The organism is Stenotrophomonas sp. FR012, assembly GCF_047520565.2.
In the GTDB taxonomy this organism is placed as follows: Bacteria; Pseudomonadota; Gammaproteobacteria; order Xanthomonadales; family Xanthomonadaceae; genus Stenotrophomonas; species Stenotrophomonas sepilia.
Window position 1 is genome coordinate 275,382 of the sequence record NZ_JAXBQL020000006.1, and the last position, 24,594, is coordinate 299,975.

Genomic DNA, 24,594 nt, shown 5'->3' on the forward strand with positions numbered 1-24,594 from the left:
GCAAAAGGGATCTGACCCCAGAGCCAAAAAAGAAACCCGCGCCGAAGCGCGGGTTCCGGGGTCACGGCCGAACGGCGACGGATCAGCCGCGCAGCAGCTCCAGCGCGGCGTTGAAGGTCGCGCTCGGGCGCATCGCCTTGCTGGCCTTGGCCACGTCCGGACGGTAGTAGCCGCCGATGTCCACGGCCTTGCCCTGCACTGCGATCAGCTCGTCGACGATCTTCTGCTCGTTGTCGGTCAGCGCCTTGGCCAGCGGGGCGAAGCGTGCCTTCAGCGCGGCATCCTCGTCCTGCGCGGCCAGGGCCTGCGCCCAGTACAGGGCGATGTAGAAGTGGCTGCCACGGTTGTCGATGCCGCCGAGCTTGCGCGACGGCGACTTGTCGTTGTCCAGGAACTGGCCGTTGGCTTCGTCCAGCGCCTTGGCCAGCACGCGGGCGGCGGCGTTGTCATAGCGGTTGCCCAGGTGTTCCAGCGACGCAGCCAGGGCCAGGAACTCGCCCAGCGAATCCCAGCGCAGGTAGTCCTCTTCGACGAACTGCTGCACGTGCTTCGGGGCCGAACCACCGGCGCCGGTCTCGAACAGGCCACCACCGGCCATCAGCGGCACGATCGACAGCATCTTGGCGCTGGTGCCCAGCTCCATGATCGGGAACAGATCGGTCAGGTAGTCGCGCAGCACGTTGCCGGTCACCGAGATGGTGTCCTCGCCCTTGCGGATGCGGTCCAGCGAGAACGCGGTGGCTTCCACCGGCGGCAGGATGCGGATGTCCAGGCCGTTGGTGTCGTGGTCCTTCAGATACTGCTCGACCTTGGCGATGACCTGCGCGTCGTGGGCGCGGGCGGCATCCAGCCAGAACACGGCCGGGGTGCTGCTTAGGCGGGCACGCTCGACGGCCAGCTTGACCCAGTCCTGGATCGGCGCGTCCTTGGTCTGGCACATGCGCCAGATGTCACCGGCTTCCACGGCGTGCTCGAACACCACGGTGCCGGCATCGTCGGTGACCTTGACCACGCCATCGGCAGCGATCTGGAAGGTCTTGTCGTGCGAGCCGTACTCCTCGGCCTTCTGTGCCATCAGGCCGACGTTGGGCACCGAACCCATGGTGGCCGGGTCGAAGGCGCCGTGCGCCTTGCAGTCGTCGATGACGGCCTGGTACACGCCGGCGTAGCAGCGGTCCGGAATGACCGCCTTGGTGTCCTGCAGCTTGCCTTCGGCGTTCCACATCTTGCCGGAGTCGCGGATCATCGCCGGCATCGAGGCGTCGACGATGACGTCGCTCGGCACGTGCAGGTTGGTGATGCCCTTGTCCGAGTTGACCATGGCCACGCCCGGGCGCTGTGCGTACTCGGCAGCCAGGTCGGCTTCGATCGCAGCACGGGTGGCTTCCGGCAGCGACGGCAGGCGCGCAGCCAGGTCACCGATGCCGTTGTTGGCGTCGAAACCGGCCTGCTTGAGCACGTCGGCGTGCTTGGCCAGCACGTCCTTGTAGAACTCATTGACCGCCACGCCGAACATGATCGGGTCGGAGACCTTCATCATGGTCGCCTTCAGGTGCAGCGAGAACAGCACGCCCTGGGCCTTGGCATCGGCGATCTGCTCACCGAGGAACGCGGCCAGCGCCTTGCGGCTCATCACGGCGGCGTCGACGATCTCGCCGGCCTTGACCGCGGTCTTTTCCTTCAGCACGACGGTGCTGCCGTCGTTGCCATGGAAGGTGATCTTCAGCGAACCGGCGTTGCCCAGGGTGGCCGACTTCTCGCTGCCGTAGAAATCACCGGCGGCCATGTGCGCGACGTGCGACTTCGAATCGGCCGACCAGGCACCCATGCGGTGCGGGTGCTTACGCGCGTAGTTCTTCACCGACAGCGGTGCACGGCGGTCGGAGTTGCCTTCGCGCAGCACCGGGTTCACCGCGCTGCCCTTGACCTTGTCGTAGCGCGCCTTGTAGTCGCGCTGCTGGTCGTCGGCCGGGGTTTCCGGGTAATCCGGCAGCGGATAGCCCTGGTCCTGCAGTTCCTTGATGGCCGCCTTCAGCTGCGGCACCGAGGCGGAGATGTTCGGCAGCTTGATGATGTTGGCGTCCGGGGTGGTCGCCAGCTGGCCCAGCTCGGCCAGGTCGTCGCTGACCTTCTGTGCATCGGACAGCAGTTCCGGGAACTGCGACAGGATGCGGCCGGACAGCGAGATGTCACGGGTTTCCACCACGATGCCGGCCGTGGCGGTGTAGGCGTCAACGATCGGCAGCAGCGACTGGGTGGCCAGGAACGGTGCTTCGTCGGTCAGCGTGTAGAGAATCTTGGACATGGGGGACTTGGACTCTGTAGCAATGCTCAGGGGAAGGCCGGCGCCAGCGCCGGGCCACGTGCAACCGTGTCGCGCGCGGGGTTGGCCCCCGCGCTTTCCCCCGTCGCCGTCAGGGTGGGCGCGCGGCGGGGAAACCCCTGCATTGTCGCGTTTTCAGCCGCGCGGGGCAAAGCCACGCCATACGCGGCGGTACTGCATGCCGGCAACGCTGTGATCCATCGACGCCTGGATGAAGCCGACCATCATCCAACAAAAAAGGACGCAGCCTCGCGGCCGCGTCCATCGTGAGCCCTGCCGGGAGAGAGTCGGCTGGACTTACTTGACCTCGAACTCCTGCGGCGTTCCGGCCGCCTTGCCATCGACGGTGACTTCGGCGCGGTACTTGCCGGCCGGCCAGCCCTTTGCATTCTTGAACGTGACGTTGGTGGTTTCCGCACCGCTGGTGTTCAGCGTGGCATTCTGTTCGCCGGCCACCTGGCCGTCCTGGTAGGTCAGCTTCGCGCCCACGGCGACGTTGTTGGCAGCGCCGTCGGTCTTGACCGAGACGATGATGTCGTCCTTCGGCGCGAACAAAGCCGCCGTCGCAACCGACTTGTCGGCGGCTGCGGTCTTGCCGACCGTGACCGACGAGACGCTGACGGCGGCGGCTTCGGCCATCGGCGGCGGCGCGCCGGTCATCGGGGCCGGTGCTGCCGGTTCGGCCGGAGCAGTCGCTGCCGGAGCGGCATTGTTGTCGGTCGACTCTTCTTTCTTCTTGCAACCGACCAGGGCGACGCTGCCCAGCAGGGCGGCGATCAGGGCGGTCTGGAGCGGGGTGGTCTTGATCATTCGGGGTTCCTCCCAGGGATTGTCGGACGGCGTTCTGGCCGGCTTACTTCGGCGGCAGTTTCAGGGTCTGGCCCGGGAAGATCTTGTCCGGGTCATCAAGCACATCGCGGTTGGCTTCGAAGATCTTCTTCCAGGCATTGGCGTCGCCCAGATGCTGCTTGGCGATCTTCGACAGCGAGTCACCCTTCTGCACGGTATAGGTGCCGCCGCTGACAACGTCTGCGGTGCTGTCCACCGAAGCGCTGACGCCGGAGAAGTCCGCCTTCGGTGCCTGTTCGGCGGTACTGTCGACGCTGCTGCTGACGCCGGAGAAATCGGCTTTCTTCTCGGTACTCATCCACAACTCCCGTCTGCATGACTACGTGATTGGCACGGTGCCATGGCGGTTGTTAAATGGGGATGGTGCAGATGTGAAGCCGCCCCCGGGGGCGGCTGAACAATCGGGAGAGACGGTGTCCGGTCGTGCCGGCCGCTGGCCGGCTTTCCCTTGCCCTGGACGCGGGTTCCTTGCGGTTGCCGGCCAGCGACCGGCACTACCGGTTACTGCCGCAGTTCGCGGTAGGTCGCAGCCGGGGCGGTGATGCCGGGGCTGGCGCGCCAGGGGTTGATGTCCAGGCCACCACGGCGGGTATAGCGGGCCTCCACTTCCAGCCATTGTGGCTGGCAGCGCGCAGATACCTCGCTGAAGATCCGCTCAACGCACTGCTCGTGGAACTCGGCGTGTTCACGGTAGCTGACCAAGTAGCGCAGCAGGCCCGCGCGATCGATCTTCGGCCCGCGGTAACGCAGGCTGACCGTGGCCCAGTCCGGCTGGCCGGTGACCGGGCAGTTGGACTTCAGCAGCGACGAGACCAGGGTCTCTTCCACCACCTCACCCGCATCGGCGGCGAGGAAGTCCGCCTGCGGCGGGCCGTAGCAGTCGATCTCCAGTTCCAGCCCGTCGATGGACTCGCCGAGCGGCGTCTCGCGCAGGCCTGGCAGGCCGAACTCGACCTGGACCGGCACACCGGCGCAGGCCGACAGATCCGCCACCAGGCGCGCGCGCAGTGCCTCGGCGCTGTCGATGCGGGTGCTGTTGAGGGAGTTGAGGTACAGCTTGAACGACTTCGATTCGATCAGCCGCGGCGAGGTGCATGGCACCTGCACCGTGGCGACGGCGACCTGCGGCTTGCCACGCGGGTCGAGCCAGCTCAGCTCGAAGGCGTGCCAGCGGTCGTGGCCGACGAACGGCAGCGCGGCCTCATCGAGGCCGATCTCGGCGCGGGCGCCGCTGCGGGGGATGGGGAACAGCAGGCCGGGATCGTACTGCGACGGGTAACTGACCTCGCGACCGAGGCTGGAATCCTGTGGGGTGTTCATGGAGGTCATTGTATCGCGCGGAGGGCGGGCCTTCGGCCGGGCCGGCCAACGGCGGAGCCCCTCCGTGGTGGGGTGTTGGGTCGTCGAAAGCCTGGATTCCCGGGAGTGGGCCGGGCGGATGGGGCTGGCGGGGACGCCGTGAATCCGTCCCTGGAGGCTTAGCCGCGCCATCCATGGCGCGGATACCCCGCCAGCCCCACCCGCCCGGCCCCCCGACACATTTCTGCCGCCGATCCACCACGGGAAAGATCAGAAAATCAAAATCCGATCCTTCGGACATTTTCGATGTCTGCCATCCACGCATGGCGTGGATCTACCGGCAAGCCACGGGATCGGGTCTGGAGGAAGGCCCCCTGAGTCAGGGGGCGGCCGCGAAGCGGCAGGGGTCTGGAAGCTGGTAAGGGGGGCCCACCGTTCGCGCAGCGAACTGTGGGAGCGACAGCGCGCATGCGATGTCGCGTACCCAGGGCTGCAAGCCCTGCCGGAAACCCTCACCCCGCCGGGGTGCCGGCACCGTGCAGGTAATCCAGGCTCACCTGCAGCAACGCCCGCAGTCCCACATCCAGTGCCTTCTCATCCAGCAGGAACTTCGGCGAATGGTTGGCCGGCGCCGTCGCTGGGTCGATGCCCACGCTGGTGGAGCCGACGAAGAAGAACATGCCCGGCACTTCCTTCGCGTACAGCGAGAAATCCTCCGCGCCCATCTGCAGCGGCGGCTCGTACACGTTGTCCTTGCCCACCACCGCCTGCAGGCTCGGCAGCATCTTCGCGGTCAGCGCCGGGTCGTTCACCGTGGCCGGGTTGCCCTCCGACTCGTAGATGTCGGTCACCGCCTTCGCACCGTGCGCGGCGGCCGTGTGCTCGGCCACGTTGCGCAGGTCGGCAAAGATCTGCTGGCGCATGCCTTCGTCAAAGGTGCGGATGGTGCCGACCATCTCCACTTCATCGGGAATGATGTTGTAGCGGATGCCGCCGTTGATCGCGCCGAAGGTCAGCACTGCCGGTTGCTTGGACAGGTTGGCGCGGCGGCTGACGATGGTCTGCGCGGTGCCGACCAGATCGGCGGTGGCGACGATCGGGTCAACACCGTTCCACGGTGCCGAGCCATGCGTCTGGCGACCGATCACCTTGATCCCGAAGCGATCCGAGGCGGCCATCAATGGGCCGCCGCGCACCGCGATCTGGCCGGCCTGCACGCTGGAGAACACATGCAGGCCGAACACGGCCTCCGGCTTGAAATCGGCAAACAGCCCTTCCTTCAGCATCAGTGCCGCACCGCCCTCTTCCGGCGGCGGCGCGCCTTCCTCGGCCGGCTGGAAGATCAGCATCACCTGGCCCGGCAGGTCCTTCTTCATTGATACCAGCGCTTCGGCCACGCCGAGCAGGGTGGCGGTATGCGCGTCGTGGCCACAGGCATGCATCACGCCCACGGTCTGCCCGCGGTACTGGTCGGTGGCCTTGGAGGCGAACGGCAGGCCGGTCTGCTCGGTCACCGGCAGCGCGTCCATGTCTGCACGCAACGCGATCTTCGGGCCTTGCTTGCCGCCTTCGATGATCGCCACCACGCCGTGGTGGGCGATGCCGGTCTTCGGCTTCAGGCCCATCGCACGCAGGCGCTTGGCGACCTCGGCCGAGGTGCGCGCCTCGCGGTTGGACAGCTCCGGGTGCTGGTGGAAATCACGGCGCCATTCGACCACCCGGGCCTGCAGCCGCTGCGCGGCGGCGGTCACTTCCGGGCGTTGCCCGTCCTGGGCATGGGCAAGCGCCGGCAGGGCCAGCAGCAGGGCGGACAGCAGCAGCGAACGGCGCATCGCAATCTCCACAGCAAGAGGGTTCCAGCTGAATGTAGGGCAACACCGGCGCCACGGGAACCTCCGGTGCCGCATCCGGTCTTAGCGCCCGTCCCATCCGTCATGCAGGAAACGTGATGTGGCACAGGTATGCTTTGCGCATTGTCCCGGCGTCCCGTCCGGTCCAGCCCTCTCGGAGTCCTCGTAATGTCACGTGTTTGGAAGATCGTGCTGCTGGTCGTGGCGATCCTGGTGCTGGCCGTGGTCGGCCTGCGCGTCATTGGCGGGGGCAAGGACAAGGCTGGAAAACCTGCTGCGGGCGCGCGCCAGGGCGGCGAAGATCCGAATGCCGGTCCAGTGCCGGTGACCGTGGTGGAGGCCACGCGCCAGGACGTGCCGGTGTATGCCAGCGCGCTGGGTACGGTGACCGCGATGAACACCGTCACCGTCAGCCCGCAGGTCGGCGGTCAGCTGATGAGCCTGAATTTCCGTGAAGGCCAGGAAGTGAAGCAGGGTGATGTGCTGGCGGTGATCGACCCGCGCACCGCCCAGGCCAGCTACGACCAGGCCGCTGCAGCCAAGCGCCAGAACGAGGCCCTGCTGGCCACCGCGCGCTCCAACTACCAGCGCTCGAACGCGCCGGAGTATCGCCAGTACGTCGCCAAGACCGATCTGGATACACAGCGAAACCAAGTGGCACAGTACGAAAGCGCCGTGGCCGCCAACGAGGCCAGCATGCGCTCGGCGCAGGTGCAGCTGCAGTACACCCGGGTCACCGCGCCGATCTCAGGCATCGCCGGCATCCGTGCGGTCGACGCCGGCAACGTGGTCAGCGCCGGTACCGCGCTGGTCACGCTGACCCAGATCCATCCGATCCACGTGCTGTTCAACCTGCCCGAGCGCCAGCTCGGCGATGTGCGCCAGGCGCAGGCCGCCGGCACGGTACCGGTGGCGGCGCTGGACCGCGCCGATTCGCACGTGCTGTCCGGCGACGGCAAGCTCGATGTGGTCGACAACCTGATCAGTGCCGACAGCGGCACGTTCAAGGCGCGCGCCCTGTTCGACAACACCGACAACGGCCTGTGGCCGGGCCAGTTCGTCAACGTGCGCATGCAGCTGCGCACGATTGCCGGCGGCGTGGTGATCCCCACCCAGGCGGTACTGCGTGGCCCGGATGGCGAGTACGTCTACATCGTGCAGGGCGACAACACGGTAAAGATGCAGACCGTGCGCAGCGGCGTGGAAGTGGGCGACAGCCAGGTGCAGATCGCCGAAGGCCTGAAGGGCGGCGAGCGGGTGGTCAGTGAAGGCCAGTTCCGCCTGAAGCCGGGCAGCAAGGTCACCGCACTGAAGCCGGGCGAGACCCCGGCCGCACCGACCGAGGCCGAACTGAAGGCAGCCGAGCAGAAGAACGCAGGCGGCGGTGGCCGTCGCGGTGGTGGCCCGCGCTGAGCGCAGGCCACTGATCTCCCTCGCGCCGGCGGACCTGCCGGCGCCGACATTGAAGTGCCAGCAAGGATCAGTCCGTGGGCTTTTCGACGATCTTCATCCGCCGCCCGATCGCCACCTCGCTGTTGATGGCGGGCCTGTTGCTGCTGGGCATCCTCGGTTACCGCAAGCTGCCGGTGTCGGCGCTGCCGGAAATCGATGCGCCCAGCCTGGTGGTCACCACCCAGTACCCCGGTGCGAACGCCACCACCATGGCCTCGCTGGTCACCACCCCGCTGGAGCGCCAGTTCGGGCAGATTTCCGGGCTGGAGCTGATGACCTCCGACTCGTCGGCCGGGTTGTCGACGATCATCCTGCAGTTCTCGATGGACCGCGACATCGACATCGCCGCGCAGGACGTGCAGGCGGCGATCCGCCAGGCCACCCTGCCCTCGTCGCTGCCCTACCAGCCGGTCTACAACCGGGTGAACCCGGCCGACGCGGCCATCGTCACCCTGAAACTGACCTCTGACACGCGCCCGCTGCGCGACGTCAACAATTACGCCGATTCCATCCTGGCCCAGCGCCTGTCGCAGGTGCAGGGCGTGGGCCTGGTCTCGATCGCCGGCAATGTGCGCCCGGCCGTGCGCATCCAGGTCAATCCGGCGCAGCTGTCGAACATGGGCCTGACCCTGGAGCAGCTGCGCAGCGCGCTGACCCAGGCCAACGTCAATGCGCCCAAGGGCTCGTTGAACGGCAAGACGCAGTCCTACAGCATCGGCACCAACGACCAGCTGGCCAGCGCCGCCGAGTACCGCGACACCATCATCAGCTACAAGAACGGCCGCCCGGTGCGGCTGTCGGACGTGGCCGAGGTGATCGATGGCGTGGAGAACGACCAGCTTGCCGCCTGGGCCGACGGCAAGCCGGCGGTACTGCTGGAAGTGCGCCGCCAGCCCGGTGCCAACATCGTGCAGACCGTCGAGCGCATCCGTGCCATCCTGCCGCAGCTGCAGGGCGTGCTGCCAGCCGACGTGCACCTGGAGATCTTCAACGACCGCACCGAGACCATCCGCGCCTCGGTGCATGAAGTGCAGTTCACCCTGATCCTGACCATCGGGCTGGTGGTGGCGGTGATCTTCGTGTTCCTGCGCCGGTTGTGGGCCACGATCATTCCCTCGGTGGCGGTGCCGTTGTCGCTGGCCGGCACCTTCGCGGTGATGGCCTTCGCCGGCATGTCGCTGGACAACCTCTCGCTGATGGCGCTGGTGGTGGCCACCGGCTTCGTGGTCGACGATGCGATCGTGATGATCGAGAACATCGTGCGCTACATCGAGCAGGGCAAGAGTGGCAAGGAAGCGGCCGAGATCGGCGCACGCCAGATCGGCTTCACCGTGCTGTCGCTGACGGTCTCGCTGGTGGCGGTGTTCCTGCCGCTGCTGCTGATGCCCGGCGTCACCGGCCGCCTGTTCCACGAGTTCGCGTGGGTGCTGAGCATCGCCGTGGTGCTGTCGATGCTGATCTCGCTGACGCTGACCCCGATGATGTGCGCCTACCTGCTCAAGCCCGATGCCCTGCCCGAGGGCGAGGACGCGCATGAGCGCGCGGCGGCGGCCGGCAAGCAGAACCTGTGGACGCGCACCGTCGGCCTCTACGAGCACAGCCTGGACTGGGTGCTTGGCCACCAGCGGCTGACCCTGGCCGTGGCCGGTGGCGCGCTGGTGCTGACCGTGCTGCTGTACGTGCTGATTCCCAAGGGCCTGCTGCCCGAACAGGACACCGGCCTGATCACCGGCGTGGTGCAGGCCGACCAGAACATCGCCTTCCCGCAGATGGAGCAGCGCACCAGGCAGGTGGCCGAAGCGCTGCGCCAGGATCCAGACGTGACCGGCGTGTCGGCCTTCATCGGCGCCGGCAGCATGAACCCCACCCTCAACCAGGGCCAGCTGTCGATCGTGCTGAAGGAGCGCAGCCAGCGCGACGGCCTGGATGAGATCCTGCCGCGCCTGCAGAAGGCAGTGGCCGGCATTCCGGGCGTGGCGCTGTACCTGAAGCCGGTGCAGGACGTAACCCTGGATACCCGCGTGGCCGCCACCGAGTACCAGTACTCGCTGTCGGACGTGGATTCGGCGACGGTGGCGACCCAGGCCACGCGCCTGACCGAAGCGCTGCGCAAGCGCCCGGAACTGGCCGACGTCGACAACAACCTGTCCAACCAGGGCCGCGCCCTGGAGCTGAACATCGACCGCGACAAGGCCAGCGTGCTGGGCGTGCCGATGCAGACCATCGACGACACGCTCTACGATGCGTTCGGCCAGCGCCAGATCTCGACCATCTTCACCGAGCTCAACCAGTATCGTGTGGTGCTGGAAGTGGCACCGGAGTTCCGCACCAGCACCGCGCTGATGGAACAGCTGGCGGTCGCCTCCAACGGCGCCGGCGCATTGACCGGCACCAATGCCACCAGCTTCGGCCAGGTCACCTCCTCCAACTCGTCCACCGCCACCGGCATCGGCGCGCAGAACACCGGCATCACCGTCGGCGCCGGCAACATCATCCCGCTGTCGGCGCTGGCCGAAGGCAAGGTCAGCAGCGCCCCGCTGGTGGTCAGCCACCAGCAGCAGCTGCCGGCGGTGACCGTGTCGTTCAACGTGGCGCCGGGCTATTCGCTGTCCGAAGCGGTGCGTGCGATCCAGGAGACCAAGGACAGCCTGGACATGCCGGCACACCTGCATGCCGAATTCATCGGCAAGGCCGCCGAGTTCACCGGCAGCCAGACCGACGTGGTGTGGCTGCTGCTGGCCTCGCTGGTGGTGATCTACATCGTGCTGGGCGTGCTCTACGAGAGCTACATCCACCCGATCACGATCATCTCCACCCTGCCGCCGGCCGGTGTCGGCGCGCTGCTGGCGCTGATGCTGTGCGGGCTGAGCCTGTCGGTGGATGGCATCGTCGGCATCGTGCTGCTTATCGGCATCGTCAAGAAGAACGGCATCATGATGGTCGACTTCGCCATCGAAGCCCGCCGCGCCGGCGCCAACGCGCACGAGGCGATCCGCCGCGCCTGCCTGCTGCGCTTCCGCCCGATCATGATGACCACCGCCGCGGCCATGCTCGGCGCACTGCCGCTGGCGCTGGGCACCGGCATCGGTTCGGAGCTGCGCCGCCCGCTGGGTATCGCCATCGTCGGTGGCCTGCTGCTGTCGCAGCTGGTGACGCTGTACACCACGCCGGTGATCTACCTGTACATGGAGCGCTTCTCCGAGTGGCTGGCGCGCCGCCGCGAACAGCGTGCGCTGCGCGACGGTTCGCTGCAGGAGCCGCAGGCATGATCCACGCCCCGCTGCCGTGGGGGGCCGCACGATGAACCTGTCCGGCCCCTTCATCCGCCGCCCGATCGGCACCGCACTGCTGGCCATCGGCTTGTTCATGGTCGGCCTGATCTGCTACCTGCGCCTGGGCGTATCGGCGCTGCCGAACATCGAGATCCCGGTGATCTTCGTGCATGCCAGCCAGTCCGGCGCCGACGCGGCGACCATGGCCTCGACGGTCACCGCGCCGCTGGAACGCCATCTCGGCCAGCTGCCGGGCATCGATCGCATGCGCTCGTCGAGCTCGGAAGGCAGCTCGCTGGTGTTCATGATCTTCCAGAGCGGCCACAACATCGATTCGGCGGCACTGGATGTACAAACGGCGATCAACTCGGCTCAGGCCGACCTGCCCTCGGGCATGGGCTCGCCGATGTACCAGAAGGCGAACCCGAACGACGACCCGGTGATCGCCATCGCGCTGACCTCGCAGACGCAGTCGGCCGACGAGCTCTACAACGTGGCCGACTCGCTGCTGGCGCAGCGCATCCGCCAGATCAGCGGCGTCGCCTCGGTCGACATCGCTGGCGCGTCGACGCCAGCGGTGCGCGTGGACGTCAACCTGCGCCTGATGAACGCGTTGGGCCTGACCGCCGATGACCTGCGCAACGCAGTGCGCGCGGCCAACGTGACCTCGCCCACCGGCTTCCTCAGCGATGGCAACACCACCACGGCGATCATCGCCAACGACTCGGTGGCGCGCGCCGCCGACTTCGCCGACCTGGTAGTCAAGACCCAGGGCGACGGCCGGGTGATCCGGCTGAAGGACATCGCCAACGTCTACGACGGCCAGCAGGATGCCTACCAGGCGGCGTGGTTCGACCACAAGCCGGCGGTGGTGATGTACGTGTTCACCCGTGCCGGCGCCAACATCGTGGAGACCGTGGACCGGGTCAAGGCGCAGATCCCGACCCTGCGCGACTACCTGCAGCCGGGCACCACGATGACGCCGTACTTCGACCGTACGCCGACCATCCGTTCGTCGCTGCATGAAGTGCAGGTCACCCTGCTGATCAGCCTGGCAATGGTGGTGCTGACCATGGCGCTGTTCCTGCGCCGGCTGGCACCCACCCTGATCGCGGCGGTGACCGTGCCGCTGTCGCTGGCCGGCGCCGCGCTGGTGATGTACGTGATGGGCTTCACCCTGAACAACCTGAGCCTGCTGGCGCTGGTGATCGCGATCGGCTTCGTGGTCGACGATGCGATCGTGGTGATCGAGAACATCATGCGCCACCTCGACGAAGGCATGCCGCGCATGCAGGCGGCGTTGACCGGTGCGCGCGAGATCGGCTTCACCATCGTCTCGATCACCGCCTCGCTGGTGGCGGTGTTCATCCCGCTGCTGTTCGCCAGCGGCATGATGGGCGCGTTCTTCCGCGAGTTCACCGTGACCCTGGTGGCGGCCATCGTGGTCTCGATGATCGTCTCGCTGACATTGACCCCGGCGCTGTGCAGCCGCTTCCTCAGCGCGCACGACCACAGCGCGCCGCCGTCGCGTTTCGGCCGCTGGCTGGATGCCGGCCACGAGCGGATGCTGCGCATCTACACCGTGTTCCTCGATTTCTCGCTGCGCCACGCGCTGCTGCTGTCGCTGACGCCACTGATCCTGATCGGCGTCACCATCTTCCTGTTCGGCGCGGTGAAGAAGGGCGCGTTCCCGCCGCAGGACACCGGCCTGATCTGGGGCCGCGCCAACTCCAGTGCCACCGTGTCGTTCGAGGACATGGTCGCGCGCCAGCGCCGCATCACCGACATGCTGATGGCCGACCCGGCGGTGAAGACGGTGGGTGTACGCCTGGGCAGCGGCCGCCAGGGCTCCAGTGCACAGTTCAACATCGAGCTGAAATCACGCAGCGACGGCCGCCGCGAAACCACCGCGCATGCGTTGGCGCGCCTCAGCGCCAAGGCCGATCGCTATCCCGACCTGCAGCTGCGCCTGCGCGCGATCCAGGACCTGCCCAGCAACGATGGCGGCGGTTCCAGCCAGGGCGCGCAGTACCGCATCTCGCTGCAGGGCAACGACCTGGCCGCACTGCAGGAATGGCTGCCCAAGCTGCAGGCGGAGCTGAAGAAGAACCCGAAGCTGCGCGACGTCGGCACCGACGTGGACAATGCCGGCCTGCGCCAGAACATCCAGATCGACCGCGCAAAGGCCGCGCGCCTGGGCATCACAGTGGGCGCCATCGACGGCGCGCTGTATGGTGCGTTCGGCCAGCGCCAGATCTCTACCATCTATTCGGACATCAACCAGTACAGCGTCGTGGTCAATGCCCTGCCCTCGCAGACCGCCACCCCGGCGGCGCTGGATGAGGTGTACGTGCGTGCGCGCAACGGCGACATGGTGCCGATCACCGCGGTGGCCACGCAGATGCCTGGCCTGGCCCCATCGCAGATCACCCACGAGAACCAGTACACGACGATGGACCTCAGCTACAACCTGGCTCCCAACGTGAGCATGGGCGAGGCCAAGGCGATCATCGACGCGACCGTGGCCGGCATGCGCATGCCCGGCGACATCCGCCTGGCCGACGATGCGGGCTTCGGCTTCAACTCCGATCCCAGCGACATGCTGATCCTGGTGTTCGCCGCAATCCTGACCGTGTACCTGGTACTGGGCATGCTCTACGAGAGCCTGATCCATCCGGTCACCATCCTGTCCACGCTGCCGGCGGCGGGTGTCGGTGCGCTGCTGGCCCTGTTCGGCACCAACACCGAGCTGTCGGTGATCTCGATGATCGCGCTGGTGCTGCTGATCGGCATCGTCAAGAAGAACGCGATCATGATGATCGACTTCGCACTGGTGGCGCAGCGCGAGCATGGGCTGGCGCCGCGCGATGCCGCACGCGAGGCCAGCATCGTGCGCTTCCGCCCGATCATGATGACCACGATGGTCGCGATCCTGGCCGCAGTGCCGCTGGCGATCGGCCTGGGTGAAGGGTCCGAGCTGCGCCGCCCGCTGGGCATCGCGATGATCGGCGGCCTGCTGTTCTCGCAGAGCCTGACCCTGCTCAGTACGCCGGCACTGTACGTGATCTTCTCCTGCCTGGCCGAGCGCTGGCGCGCCCGTCGCGCGCGCAGGCGCGAAGCGAAGCTGCTCAAGCGCGCGCAGCGGGCGTAGTAGAGCCCATCCACGCATGGCGTGGATCTAGTTCTCGGTACTGCGAATCTGCTGGCCAGCGGCCGGCACTACCACCGGCGCGGAGGGTGGGTGCGGACCGTTGGTCCGCACGCCTCCCGGTTTGACGTGCTGTAACGAAAAGAGAACAATTCCCCTCCAGCCATGGTCCTGCGCCCCTTCGCGGCGCCCCGCTGCCCTCTCCGGCAAGCCTGCGTGATCCCAGCCATCAACCTTTCCCCCCATGCGGGCGGATGGCGCGTGGCCGTTCGCCGAGGATGACTGAACCATGCTCCTGCACCCACTCTGCCGCCCGGCCCTGCTTGCCGTTTCCCTGTCACTGGCCTGTGCCGCGCATGCCCAGTCCGTACCCGAGCGCACCCATCGGAACCGCAGTGCCACCGATCTGGATGCGGTGAAGGTCACCGCCGAACGCACCCACGCCGATACCGGCGCCCTTGGTGATCGCGTGCTGCGTGATACCCCGTTCGCGATCACCGCCGTGGGCCGCGAGCAGATCGAGCAGCGCCAAGTGGTCTCGCTGGGCGAAGCGTTCCTGCTCGACCCTTCGGTCACCACCCAGGTCAACGCGTATGCCAGTGGCTGGAGTTCGCCGATCCGCAACCGTGGCATCGACCTGAACTTCGACAGCTATCGCGTCAATGGCCTGCAGGTTTCCTCGTGGGGTACCGAGTGGCCGCTGGAAGTGATGGAACAGGTCGATCTGCTGAAAGGCCCGGGTGGATTCCTTTATGGTTTCGGTGCCCCCGGTGGCATCGTCAACTACATCACCAAGAAGCCGACCGATACGCCCACCTTCTCCGCCCAGCTGGGCTGGCGCGAGCAGGGCATCGTCAGTGCCGGGATGGACGTCGGCGGCCGCTTCGGCAACGAGCAGATGTTCGGTTATCGCTTCAATGCTTTCGAGGAAAAGGGTGAGACCTTCAATGGTGGCCACGTCGATCGCAAGGTGGGCGCACTGTCGCTGGACGCGCGCCTGAGCGACGCACTGATCTGGACCTTCGACGGCGTGTTCCAGTCACGCGACCTGCGCGAGGAATCGCAGCAGTACTACTTCCGCGGACTGACCTCGTTGCCGCGACCGATCGCCGGGAATACCGGCAACAGTGTCCCCGGCACCTACTACGACACTCGTTCCAGCCTGTTGTCGACCCGCTTGGACTGGCAGATCAACAGCGACTGGAAAACCAGCCTGAGTTACGGCGTCACCACCTCGTGGAATGACGTCAACAAGATCTTCGCCTACATCGATTCGCCCAATGGCGACTATGACGTCAACGTCTATGAACTGGGTGGCAAGAGCGAGTGGAGGCTGGCCCAGGCGATGCTGCAGGGCAGCTTCCGCACCGGTCCGCTGCAGCATCAGGTGGTGGCAGGCATCAGTCACCAGACCGGGCTGGGCTGGGACCGTCCCTACGAATGGAGCCTGATCGGCCGCGCCAACCTGTACCAGCGCCATGACATCCGCCATGACGCCGTCGGTTCACGGATGATGACCCGTGGCGACGAGACCGTGCAGCAGGCCGTGTTCGCAAGCGATACCGTCGATCTCGGCAGCGGATGGTCGGTGCTGGCGGGCTGGCGCTACAACGATTACGAGACCAAGGGTCGCTACCACACCTATCCGGTCACACCGACCTATGCCGTGATGTTCAAGCCCAGCGAGGCGGTCACCCTCTACGCCAGCTACATCGAATCGCTGGAAGCGGGCAGCCGCGTAGGCAACAACTACGTCAACGCCGGTGATGTGCTCGACCCGACCCTCAGCAAGCAGTATGAGATCGGCGCGAAGGCCGAGGCCGCGCGCTGGAACGCGAACGTGGCGGCGTTCCGGCTGGAACGTGGCGCCAACATCGATGAACTCACACCGGCCGGCAAGCGCCTGGTGCAGGACGGCATCACGCTGTACGAAGGCATCGAGGCCAGTGCCGACCTGCACCTCAGCGATGTCCTCACGGTTGGCGGAGGCGTCACCTGGCTGGACCCGACCTACGACAGGCTGTCCCCGGCCAGCGCTGCACAGGAGGGCAACCGTACCGCCGGTGCGGCGCGCTGGAGCGGGGTCGTGCACGCCACCTACCAGCTGCCGTGGGTGGATGGCCTGGAAACATACGCCGCGGTGCGCTACTACGGCGATGTCTGGTACGACGCCGACAACACCCTGAAGCTGCCCGATTACACGCTGGTCAATGCAGGCATCGGCTACCGCCTGCTCGCCTCCGGTCATCCGCTGACCGTGCGCGCCAGCGTCGAGAACCTGGCCAACCGGAAGTACTGGTCCAACGCCGGCACAGGCCTGCCACGTACGTTCGCTGTGAGCGTGCGGTTCGACATGTAGGGTCCGGCAGCACCGTGGGTGCGGACCGTTGGTCCGCACTCCATATTTCACGCGCAGCCCGCAATAATGGTGGAAGACCCTTCCACCGAGCCTGCATGTCCGCCCGCCAATCCCGCCTCAGCCGACTGTGGGCCCACGAAAAGGCCAGCTACGGCCTGCGCGTGTTCATCGCGCTGACCGCGGCCGTGGCCGTGTGCTGGCAGTTCGAGGCGCTGACCGCCCTGCCCGGCGTGTTCCTCGGCATCATCGCAAGCGCCATCGCAGAAACCGACGACAACTGGTGGGGCCGGACCAAGGCCGTGGTGTTGTCCCTGTTGTGCTTCTGCATTGCGGCGGCTTCGGTGATCTGGCTGTTTCCGTGGCCGTGGATCTTCATCGGCGCGCTGGCACTGTCCACCTTCGGCCTGACCCTGCTTGGCGCGCTCGGCGAGCGCTACGCATCCATTGCCCAGGCCACGGTGACGCTGGCGATCTACACCATGATCGGCCTGGAGCAACATGGTGCCAGCGACCTGCACAGCGCACTGGAAGCGGTCAGCCATCTGCTGGCCGGTGCGGTCTGGTACGGGCTGTTGTCGATCCTGTGGGCCGCGTTGTTCGCCAACCGGCCGGTGCGCGAACGCGTGGCGCGGCTGTACCTTGAGCTGGGCCGCTACCTGCAGCTGAAGGCTGCGCTGTTCGAGCCGGTGCGCGAAGCCGACCTGCAACGTCGCCAGCTCGACCTGGCCGAACAGAACCGCCGTGTGGTGGGTGCACTGAACGAGGCCAAGACAGCGATCCTTGCCCGCTTCGGCCGCTCCGGCCGGCCCGGGGTGAACTCCGGCCTGTACCTGCGCCTGTACTACATGGCGCAGGATTTCCACGAGCGCGCCAGTTCCTCGCACTACCCGTATGGCGCGCTGGTGGACGCCTTCTTCCACAGCGATGTGCTTTACCGCTGCCAGCGCCTGCTCGACCTGCAGGGCCAGGCCTGTGCCCGCCTGGGCGAGGCGATCCGGCTGCGTCGTCCGTTCGTATACGGTGAAAGCAACCAGCAGGCCGGGCGCGACCTGGCAGACGCGCTGGCCTACCTGCGTGACCAGCAGCGCCCGCAGTGGCAGCGCCTGCTCGGCTCGCTGGACCTGCTGGTTCACAACCTGCGCAGCATCGAGCGCCGCCTGCTGGATGCCGAACGTTCCGAAGCCAGCCTGGACAACGTCGACACCCGCCTGCGCGACAGCAACCCGCATACCCTGCGCGAGATGGGCGTGCGCATCCGCCAGCAGTTCACGCCCGGCTCGGTTCTGTTCCGCCATGGCCTGCGCATGGCACTGGCGCTGATCGCCGGCTTTGCAGCGATCCGGCTGTTCAATGCGCAGAACGGTTCATGGGTGCTGCTGACCATCGTGTTCGTGTGCCGGCCCAACTTCGGCGCCACCCGCCAGCGCCTGGCACAGCGCATCGTCGGCACCGTCGCCGGACTGGTGCTGACCTGGGCACTGCTGCAGCTGTTCCCGCAGCTGCACGTGCAGTTGCTGATCGCCCTGCTCTCTGCGCTGCTGTTCTTCTTCACCCGCACCGACCGCTACCTGGTGGCATCAGCCGCGATCACCGTGATGGCACTGACCTGCTTCAACCTGATCGGTGATGGCTTCGTGCTGATCGTACCGCGCATGGTCGATACGCTGCTGGGCTGCGCGATCGCAGCAGCGGCAGCATTCCTGATCCTGCCTGACTGGCAGGGCCGGCAGCTGCATCTCGTCCTGGCACGCGTGCTGGACACTGCGGCTCGCTACCTGGATTCGGTGCTGGGCCAGTACCGCAGCGGCATGCGCGACGACCTGGCCTACCGCATCGCCCGCCGCGACATGCACAACGCCGACGCCGCGCTGTCCACCGCACTGTCGAACATGCTGCGCGAACCCGGCCACGTGCGCCGCAACCTGGATGCCGGCTTCCGCTTCCTGGCGCTGTCCAACACGCTGCTGGGGCATCTGTCGGCGCTGGGTGCGCACCGCGACCAGGTGGACAGCTACGCAGGCGATCCACTGGCGCTGGCCGCGGGCGATCGCGTGCGCAAGGCACTTCAGCAGCTGGCGACGGCGCTGACCGCGCGGCAACCGGTCGCGGACGATGACAACGACGCCGACCGCGCGGTGGCCGCCGAGCTGGAGCAGATCGACGAGGCGATGCCGCCGAAACTGCAGTTGATCCGTACCCAGATGGCGCTGGTACTGCGCATGCTGCCGAAGGTGCGTGCCGCGGCCAATGAGGCGGTGACCAACCTGACCTGATCCGTCATCGCTGCGGGCATCCCGTCCACGCAGGGCGTGGCTCTGCTGCGCCGCGTGCAACGGCGCGTTGCACCTGGCGATGCAGTTCGATCACGCCGCCACGCGGATACTGGGCAGCTCCCGCCCCGGATCATCACCATGAAAATCGAACTTAGCGGCCGCACCGCGCTGGTGACCGCCTCCACCGCCGGTATCGGCCTGGCCATCGCCCTGGGCCTGGCCACCGCAGGCGCACGCGTCGTCCTTAATGGCCGCAGCACCGACAGCGTCGAGCGCGCCCGCCAGCATCTGCTCGCGGCCGTCCCGGGAGCCGACGTATTCGGTGTCGCCGCCGACCTCTCCGATGCGGCCGGTGTCGATACGCTGCTGGCTGGGCTGCCGAAGATCGACATCCTGGTCAACAACGCCGGCATCTTCGGCCCGCAGGACTTCTTCGAGACCGATGACGCCACCTGGGAGCGCTACTGGCAGACCAACGTGATGTCCGGCGTACGCCTGTCGCGTGCGCTGCTGCCAGCGATGGTCGATGCCGGCTGGGGCCGCGTGCTGTTCATCTCGTCCGAATCGGCGCGCAACATTCCGGCCGACATGATCCATTACGGGGTCAGCAAGACCGCGCAGCTGTCACTGTCACGCGGCCTGGCCAAGCGCGTGGCCGGCAGTGGCGTCACCGTCAACGCAGTGCTGCCTGGCCCGACCCTGTCCGATGGCTTCGCCGCGATGTTCGAGGATGAACGCCAGCGCAGCGGCAAGCCGCTGGAACAGATCGGCCGCGAGTTCGTGATGGCGCACCGGCCGTCTTCGGTGATCCAGCGCACCGCTACGGTCGAGGAAGTGGCCAACATGGTGGTGTACCTGGCCTCGCCACAGGCCTCGGCGACTTCCGGGGCAGCGCTGCGCGTGGACGGCGGCGTGGTCGACGATATCGTCTGAGGGTGCTGGCAGGTGTGCGGACCAGCGGTCCGCACCCACAGGTCCGCACCCACAGGTCCGCACCCACAGCGGATGGGCAGGAATGCTAGGCTGCGCCGGTCAAGGAGGCTCCATGTCCGGTCACAACCAATTCGCCCTGCTGCGCCAGCGCCGTTTCCTGCCGTTCTTCGTCGTACAGGCGCTCGGTGCGTTCAACGACAACGTGTACCGGCAGGCGATCATCAGCATGTTGCTGTTCATGGCCGTGCCGGAGGAAGAACTGGGGTTGTACGCCACCCTGGCACCGGCCATCTTCATCCTGCCGTATTTCCTGTTCTCGGCGCTGGCCGGGCAGATCGCCGACAAACTGGAAAAATCGCGGCTGATCGTGATCACCACCACCATGGAGATCGTGATCATGTCGCTGGCGGCCACCGGCTTCCTCACCCAGAGCCTGCCGGTGCTGCTGGTCGCGCTGTTCTGTACCGGCATGCAGTCCACCCTGTTCGGCCCGGTGAAGTATTCGGTGCTGCCGTCGGTGCTCAGGCCCGAGGAACTGACCGGCGGCAACGGCCTGGTCGAGATGGGCACTTCAATGTCGATTCTCTCCGGCATGATCGTTGGCGGCCTGGTGTTCACCGTGGCCGGCAGCCACGGTACGGTGGTGGCTGCGTGCGCGATCATCGCCCTGGCGATCTGCGGCAACATCGCCGCGCGCCTGATTCCCAGGGTCGATGCAGGCGACCCGACCCTGAAGATCAACTGGAACCCGTTGCCGGAATCGCTGGCGGTACTGCGCATGGCGCGCCAGCAGAAGGCCGTGCGCAACTCGATCCTGGGCGTGTCCTGGTTCTGGTTCGTTGGCACCGTGCTGACCTCGCAGCTACCGGCCTACGCGGTGACCAACCTGGGCGGCGAGCCGACCCTGTACATCTTTGCGCTGGCCCTGTTCTCGGTCGGCACCGGCGTCGGCTCGCTGCTGTGCGAGAAGCTGTCGGCACGCACGGTGGAAATCGGCCTGGTGCCGCTGGGTGCGTTCGGCATGACCGCGTTCCTGCTGGACCTGTACTTCGCCCGCAGCGGCGAAGCGACCGTGCACGGGCTGACCATTGGTCCGTTCCTGCAGCAGCCCGGCAGCATCCGCATCGTCATCGACCTGATCGGCATCGGCCTGTTCACCGGCATCTTCGTGGTGCCGCTGTTCGCGCTGATCCAGAGCCGCACGCCGAAGGCGCAGATGTCGCGCGTGTTCGCCGCACTGAACATCCAGAACTCGGGCTTCATCGTCGCTGCGGCGTTGCTGTCGCTGGCCGCGCACACGCTGCTGCACTGGACCATTCCGCAGCAGTTCCTGGCGCTGGCAATCGCCAACGCGCTGGTGGCGATCTACATCTTCACCATCGTCCCTGAATTCCTGATGCGCTTCCTCAGCTGGCTGATGGTGCGCACCCTGTACCGGCTGCGCCCGCACGGCATCGAGGCCAACGTGCCCGACGAAGGCGCCGCGCTGCTGGTCTGCAACCACGTCAGCTACATGGACGCGCTGATCCTGTCGGCGACGATTCCGCGTCCGGTGCGCTTCGTCATGTACTACAGGATCTTCAACATCCCGGTAATGCGCTGGATCTTCCGGACCGCCAAGGCAATCCCGATCGCCGGTGCGCGCGAAGACCCGGCACTGATGCAGCGGGCGTTCGACGAGATCGACGCTGCGCTGGCCGAAGGCGAACTGGTCTGCATCTTCCCCGAGGGTGCGCTGACCCGCGACGGCGAGATGGCGCCGTTCAAGTCCGGCGTCGAGAAGATCCTCGAGCGGCGGCCGGTGCCGGTGGTGCCGATGGCGCTGCGCGGCATGTGGTCGAGCATGTGGAGTCGCCGCGACAGCCGCCTCGGCCGCATGCGGGTGCCGCGCCGTTTCCGCGCCACGGTCGAGGTGGTGGCGGCACCGGCCGTTGATGGCCACGCCACCCGCGCCCCGGTGCTGGAGGCGCAGGTGCGGGCCCTGCGTGGCGATCACGCCTGATCGGCCCGGCGGCCGTCGGTAGCGCTTCCAGGCGATAGCCCCAATCCCCGGAATGACGGCCTCTGTCTCATGACAGAGGCCCGTCAAATAGCGCCCAGTCAAGGGCCATACACGCCATCATCTGACTGTAAACGCATACATGCAGCGCAGGTTGAGGTAGATTACGCACCCACAGGGGGGAGGTTCGGCCAATGCACCAAGGCCGGCCACCAAGGAATGGAGTCTTGCTTTGAATCAACCGCCACCGCTCAGCCGTCCGGTCTACATCCCCAACCATCTGGTCTGGGCGATCCTGACGACGCTGTTCTGCTGCCTGCCGTTGGGCGTGGTGTCGATCGTCTATGCCTCCCAGGTCGATGGCCGCCGCGCGGCCGGCGACCTGCCGGGGGCCTACAGCGCGTCGCGCAAGGCGGGCTGGTGGGCGGTGGCTTCGGCCGTGGCCCTGCCGGTCCTGTTGCTGTTGTGGTTCGGGCTGTTCGGCGGCTTGGCCGTACTGGGCGCTCTTTCCGACCAATGATTCACCACCACCACCCATCAAGGAGCTTGAACCCGTGAATACCGCCACTCCGCAGGTCCCGAACAATCTGGTCTGGGCCATCCTGAGCACCCTGTTCTGCTGCCTGCCGGCCGGCATCGTGTCGATCGTCTACGCCGCCCAGGTCAACGGCAAGCTGGCCGCTGGCGACATCGCCGGTGCCCAGGAATCCTCGGCCAAGGCCAAGAAGTGGGCCATCTGGTCGGCCATTGCCGCCGTCGTGGTCGGCGTGCTGTACGGCATCCTGATCGTCGCTCTCGGCGGCATGGGTGCGATGAGCAACAGCGGCTACTGATCCGCGTGGACGGATCCGGCGCCTGCGCCGGATCCGTTGCTGCATGTCCGCACTGCCCACCCGATCCCGACTGGCCCGCTGGGCACCGCTGCTGGCCGCCACCGGCCTGGCCGCCGGTGCCGCGCTGGTGCTGCGCAACGTCAATCCGTATGTCGCCGGCAATCCCTTGCCGAGCTGCCCGCTGTACGCGCTGACCGGCCTGTACTGCCCGGGCTGTGGCAGCACCCGCTGCCTGTATTCGCTGGTCCATTTCGACCTGCCCGGCGCGATGGCGATGAACCCGCTGCTGGTCATCAGCCTGCCCTTCCTGCTGCTGATGCTGCTGAACATCGCCGGCATCCGTCCGCGCCTGCTGGACCCGCTGATGCGGGTGCTGGCCAATCCCACGTTCTGGCTCTGGGTACTGCCTGGGTATGCGCTGCTGCGTAACCTGCCGTGGGCACCGTTCACGGCGCTGGCACCGGTCTAGTTTCCAGCCAACGGCGCAGCCCCTCGTGGTGGGCGGCGTTTGTCGGTCATGGGATTGGCCGGGCGGGTGGACTGCGCAGGGGGCGCTGCAAGTACGTCCATGTAAGCTCGGTCGCCGCATCCATGCGGCTCACGCCCCTGCGCAGCCCACCCGCCCGGCCACGGACAGTTTCCGTGTGCGTCCACCACGGAAAAGAAAGAGAAGATCAAAAGCGGAAGCGGATCGCTTCGCTCTGCATCCACGCATGGCGTGGATCTACCGTGTCGACCAAGGTCGACACCCACCGGCAGTCGCAGTTGACCCACCGTCACCGCGAAACTGTCGGGGGTGGGGCGGTGTGGGGCCGCAGGACCGTTGGCGCCATGGATGGCGCCATCGAGCCCCCAGGGGTGAGGGCGCTTTGCTTGCGAAGCACTGCTTCGCAAGCGCCCGAACGCACAGCCGCCAGCGGCTGGGCCGGTTTGGGGGTTTACGGCGTGTCCTGCAGCCCCACACCGCCCCGCCCAACCGTCAGCAACCCAGAGCCGCTGTTGCTGTTGCCTCTGCAGGTGCAGGGCTACAAGCCCTGCAACAGCAACTACGTCACCCAGCCCGCAATCACCAGCAGGGCGAGGATCGCCAGCCACAGCAGCAGCATCCGCCACACCAGGCTCATCGCATCACGCAGGTCCGGCAGCCGCTGCCACACCGGCAACAGCCCCGCCTCGGTGTAATCGTGCGCGTCCTCGCGCAGCTCGGCGTTGACGCTGGCCCGCGCCACCGCGCCCAGGAACCCGATGGTGCCGACCAGGCGTTCGCCATGGGCCTGGCGCCAGGCCTTCCACGCCGTATCGAAGTTGCCGACCAGCGCCATCGAGAACGCCATCAGTTGCGCTACCGGCCACTCGATCCAGCCCAGCAGGCGCTGCGCCAGCGCCAGCGGCTCCACCGGCACGCGTGCACGCATCGGGCTTTCCGCCATCAACGCCAGCAAGCGGTAGCCCAGCGCACCGGCCGGGCCCAGCAGCAGGAACCAGAACAGCACCGCGAACCAGCGACGCAGCGCATTGAGCACGGTCGCCTCGACCAGCGACGGCACGTCTTCGCGCAGGCTGCCACCGGCGGCCTGCAGGTTGCGCACGGCTGCCTGCCGCGTCGCGGCGTCGTCCGCATCAATGATCGCTTCGATATCCCGATCCAGGTCGCGCGGCCCCCAGCACCAGGCCAGCACGGCCACACCCAGCAGCAGCGACGGCAGGCCGAACAGCACTCCGCGCAGCAGCCACGCCAGCAGCCCCATCAGCAGCAGCGGCGGCAGCAGCGCCAGCGCCACTCCAGCCGGTCCCTGCCAGGCCTTGCCACCACGCGCGTCCAGCCAGCCCAGCCAGCGCCGGAAGCCGTCGAAACGGCGCATCGAGGCGGCAGCGGCCGGGGCAACGTGGCCCAGGGCCAGCGCCACCAGCACGGCGGCCAGAGTGGTGAACATGGCAGGTCTCCCTACGAAACAGAACGCTCGGCGCCGCTACCTTACCTGTCGCAGCGGTGCCCTCGCGGGT

Annotated in this window: 16 protein-coding genes; 10 read left to right on the forward strand and 6 right to left on the reverse strand. The window is 67.0% G+C overall.

All coding sequences use genetic code 11. The annotated features are described in order from the left end of the window. Positions 1-82: 82 nt before the first annotated feature. The 5 genes from ACM0O9_RS12725 to ACM0O9_RS12745 all read right to left on the reverse strand — a co-directional run bounded on the left by ACM0O9_RS12725 (position 83) and on the right by ACM0O9_RS12745 (position 6,303). On the reverse strand, positions 83-2,305 hold the full coding sequence (locus tag ACM0O9_RS12725) for an NADP-dependent isocitrate dehydrogenase (RefSeq protein ID WP_111128666.1): 2,223 nt from the start codon (positions 2,303-2,305) through the stop codon (positions 83-85). A 315-nt stretch (positions 2,306-2,620) separates the two neighbouring features. Continuing rightward, positions 2,621-3,133, reverse strand: a complete 513-nt coding sequence (locus ACM0O9_RS12730; protein WP_414603697.1) for a hypothetical protein — start codon at positions 3,131-3,133, stop codon at positions 2,621-2,623. Between the two features lie 43 nt (positions 3,134-3,176). After that, positions 3,177-3,470 carry a LysM peptidoglycan-binding domain-containing protein gene (locus ACM0O9_RS12735; protein WP_049410686.1) on the reverse strand — a complete coding sequence of 98 codons (294 nt, stop codon included), beginning with the start codon at positions 3,468-3,470 and terminating at the stop codon, positions 3,177-3,179. Positions 3,471-3,673: 203 nt separating this feature from the next. Beyond that, complete coding sequence (gene queF, locus ACM0O9_RS12740) at positions 3,674-4,492, reverse strand: NADPH-dependent 7-cyano-7-deazaguanine reductase QueF (protein ID WP_095378207.1); 819 nt, start codon at positions 4,490-4,492, stop codon at positions 3,674-3,676. Positions 4,493-4,983: 491 nt separating this feature from the next. After that, positions 4,984-6,303 (reverse strand): M20 family metallopeptidase, encoded by a 1,320-nt coding sequence (locus ACM0O9_RS12745; RefSeq protein WP_111200490.1) that lies wholly within the window; start codon positions 6,301-6,303, stop codon positions 4,984-4,986. Between the two features lie 186 nt (positions 6,304-6,489). On the opposite strand from ACM0O9_RS12745, the gene ACM0O9_RS12750 reads away from it, so the two are divergent. From ACM0O9_RS12750 to ACM0O9_RS12795, 10 genes are all read left to right on the forward strand, one after another. Next, entirely contained in the window at positions 6,490-7,734 is a 1,245-nt protein-coding gene (locus tag ACM0O9_RS12750; RefSeq protein ID WP_005419777.1) for an efflux RND transporter periplasmic adaptor subunit, read from the forward strand. A gap of 74 nt (positions 7,735-7,808) precedes the next feature. Then, positions 7,809-11,042, forward strand: coding sequence for an efflux RND transporter permease subunit (locus ACM0O9_RS12755; protein WP_414603696.1), 3,234 nt, complete (start codon positions 7,809-7,811; stop codon positions 11,040-11,042). A gap of 31 nt (positions 11,043-11,073) precedes the next feature. Then, the gene (locus tag ACM0O9_RS12760) at positions 11,074-14,196 is read left to right on the forward strand and encodes an efflux RND transporter permease subunit (RefSeq protein WP_065186763.1); all 3,123 of its coding nucleotides are present in this window, start codon (positions 11,074-11,076) and stop codon (positions 14,194-14,196) included. A 286-nt stretch (positions 14,197-14,482) separates the two neighbouring features. Further along, positions 14,483-16,552, forward strand: a complete 2,070-nt coding sequence (locus ACM0O9_RS12765) for a TonB-dependent siderophore receptor (RefSeq protein WP_414603695.1) — start codon at positions 14,483-14,485, stop codon at positions 16,550-16,552. A gap of 95 nt (positions 16,553-16,647) precedes the next feature. Next, positions 16,648-18,825, forward strand: coding sequence for a YccS family putative transporter (yccS, locus tag ACM0O9_RS12770; protein ID WP_053500204.1), 2,178 nt, complete (start codon positions 16,648-16,650; stop codon positions 18,823-18,825). Positions 18,826-18,963: 138 nt separating this feature from the next. Then, positions 18,964-19,758: an SDR family NAD(P)-dependent oxidoreductase gene (locus tag ACM0O9_RS12775; RefSeq protein WP_414603694.1), complete on the forward strand. Its 795-nt coding sequence runs from the start codon at positions 18,964-18,966 to the stop codon at positions 19,756-19,758. 112 nt (positions 19,759-19,870) lie between these two features. Continuing rightward, the gene (locus ACM0O9_RS12780) at positions 19,871-21,760 is read left to right on the forward strand and encodes an MFS transporter (protein ID WP_414603693.1); all 1,890 of its coding nucleotides are present in this window, start codon (positions 19,871-19,873) and stop codon (positions 21,758-21,760) included. A 229-nt stretch (positions 21,761-21,989) separates the two neighbouring features. After that, positions 21,990-22,277 (forward strand): CD225/dispanin family protein, encoded by a 288-nt coding sequence (locus ACM0O9_RS12785; RefSeq protein ID WP_005419784.1) that lies wholly within the window; start codon positions 21,990-21,992, stop codon positions 22,275-22,277. A gap of 34 nt (positions 22,278-22,311) precedes the next feature. Beyond that, entirely contained in the window at positions 22,312-22,590 is a 279-nt protein-coding gene (locus tag ACM0O9_RS12790; RefSeq protein ID WP_005419785.1) for a CD225/dispanin family protein, read from the forward strand. Between the two features lie 43 nt (positions 22,591-22,633). Then, positions 22,634-23,059 (forward strand): DUF2752 domain-containing protein, encoded by a 426-nt coding sequence (locus ACM0O9_RS12795; protein WP_095378401.1) that lies wholly within the window; start codon positions 22,634-22,636, stop codon positions 23,057-23,059. A 577-nt stretch (positions 23,060-23,636) separates the two neighbouring features. On the opposite strand, the gene ampE is transcribed toward ACM0O9_RS12795, so the two are convergent. Continuing rightward, positions 23,637-24,524, reverse strand: a complete 888-nt coding sequence (ampE, locus tag ACM0O9_RS12800) for a regulatory signaling modulator protein AmpE (RefSeq protein ID WP_072168916.1) — start codon at positions 24,522-24,524, stop codon at positions 23,637-23,639. Between the last annotated feature and the right edge of the window lie 70 nt (positions 24,525-24,594).

Coding starts and splice junctions, on each gene's coding strand:
- yccS (WP_053500204.1), top strand. CDS start 16,648: ATGTCCGCCCGCCAATCCCGCCTCAGCCGACTGTGGGCCCACGAAAAG.
- ACM0O9_RS12780 (WP_414603693.1), top strand. CDS start 19,871: ATGTCCGGTCACAACCAATTCGCCCTGCTGCGCCAGCGCCGTTTCCTG.
- ACM0O9_RS12745 (WP_111200490.1), bottom strand. CDS start 6,303: ATGCGCCGTTCGCTGCTGCTGTCCGCCCTGCTGCTGGCCCTGCCGGCG.
- ACM0O9_RS12750 (WP_005419777.1), top strand. CDS start 6,490: ATGTCACGTGTTTGGAAGATCGTGCTGCTGGTCGTGGCGATCCTGGTG.
- ACM0O9_RS12735 (WP_049410686.1), bottom strand. CDS start 3,470: ATGAGTACCGAGAAGAAAGCCGATTTCTCCGGCGTCAGCAGCAGCGTC.
- ACM0O9_RS12730 (WP_414603697.1), bottom strand. CDS start 3,133: ATGATCAAGACCACCCCGCTCCAGACCGCCCTGATCGCCGCCCTGCTG.
- ACM0O9_RS12775 (WP_414603694.1), top strand. CDS start 18,964: ATGAAAATCGAACTTAGCGGCCGCACCGCGCTGGTGACCGCCTCCACC.
- ACM0O9_RS12795 (WP_095378401.1), top strand. CDS start 22,634: ATGTCCGCACTGCCCACCCGATCCCGACTGGCCCGCTGGGCACCGCTG.
- ACM0O9_RS12760 (WP_065186763.1), top strand. CDS start 11,074: ATGAACCTGTCCGGCCCCTTCATCCGCCGCCCGATCGGCACCGCACTG.
- queF (WP_095378207.1), bottom strand. CDS start 4,492: ATGAACACCCCACAGGATTCCAGCCTCGGTCGCGAGGTCAGTTACCCG.
- ampE (WP_072168916.1), bottom strand. CDS start 24,524: ATGTTCACCACTCTGGCCGCCGTGCTGGTGGCGCTGGCCCTGGGCCAC.
- ACM0O9_RS12765 (WP_414603695.1), top strand. CDS start 14,483: ATGCTCCTGCACCCACTCTGCCGCCCGGCCCTGCTTGCCGTTTCCCTG.
- ACM0O9_RS12725 (WP_111128666.1), bottom strand. CDS start 2,305: ATGTCCAAGATTCTCTACACGCTGACCGACGAAGCACCGTTCCTGGCC.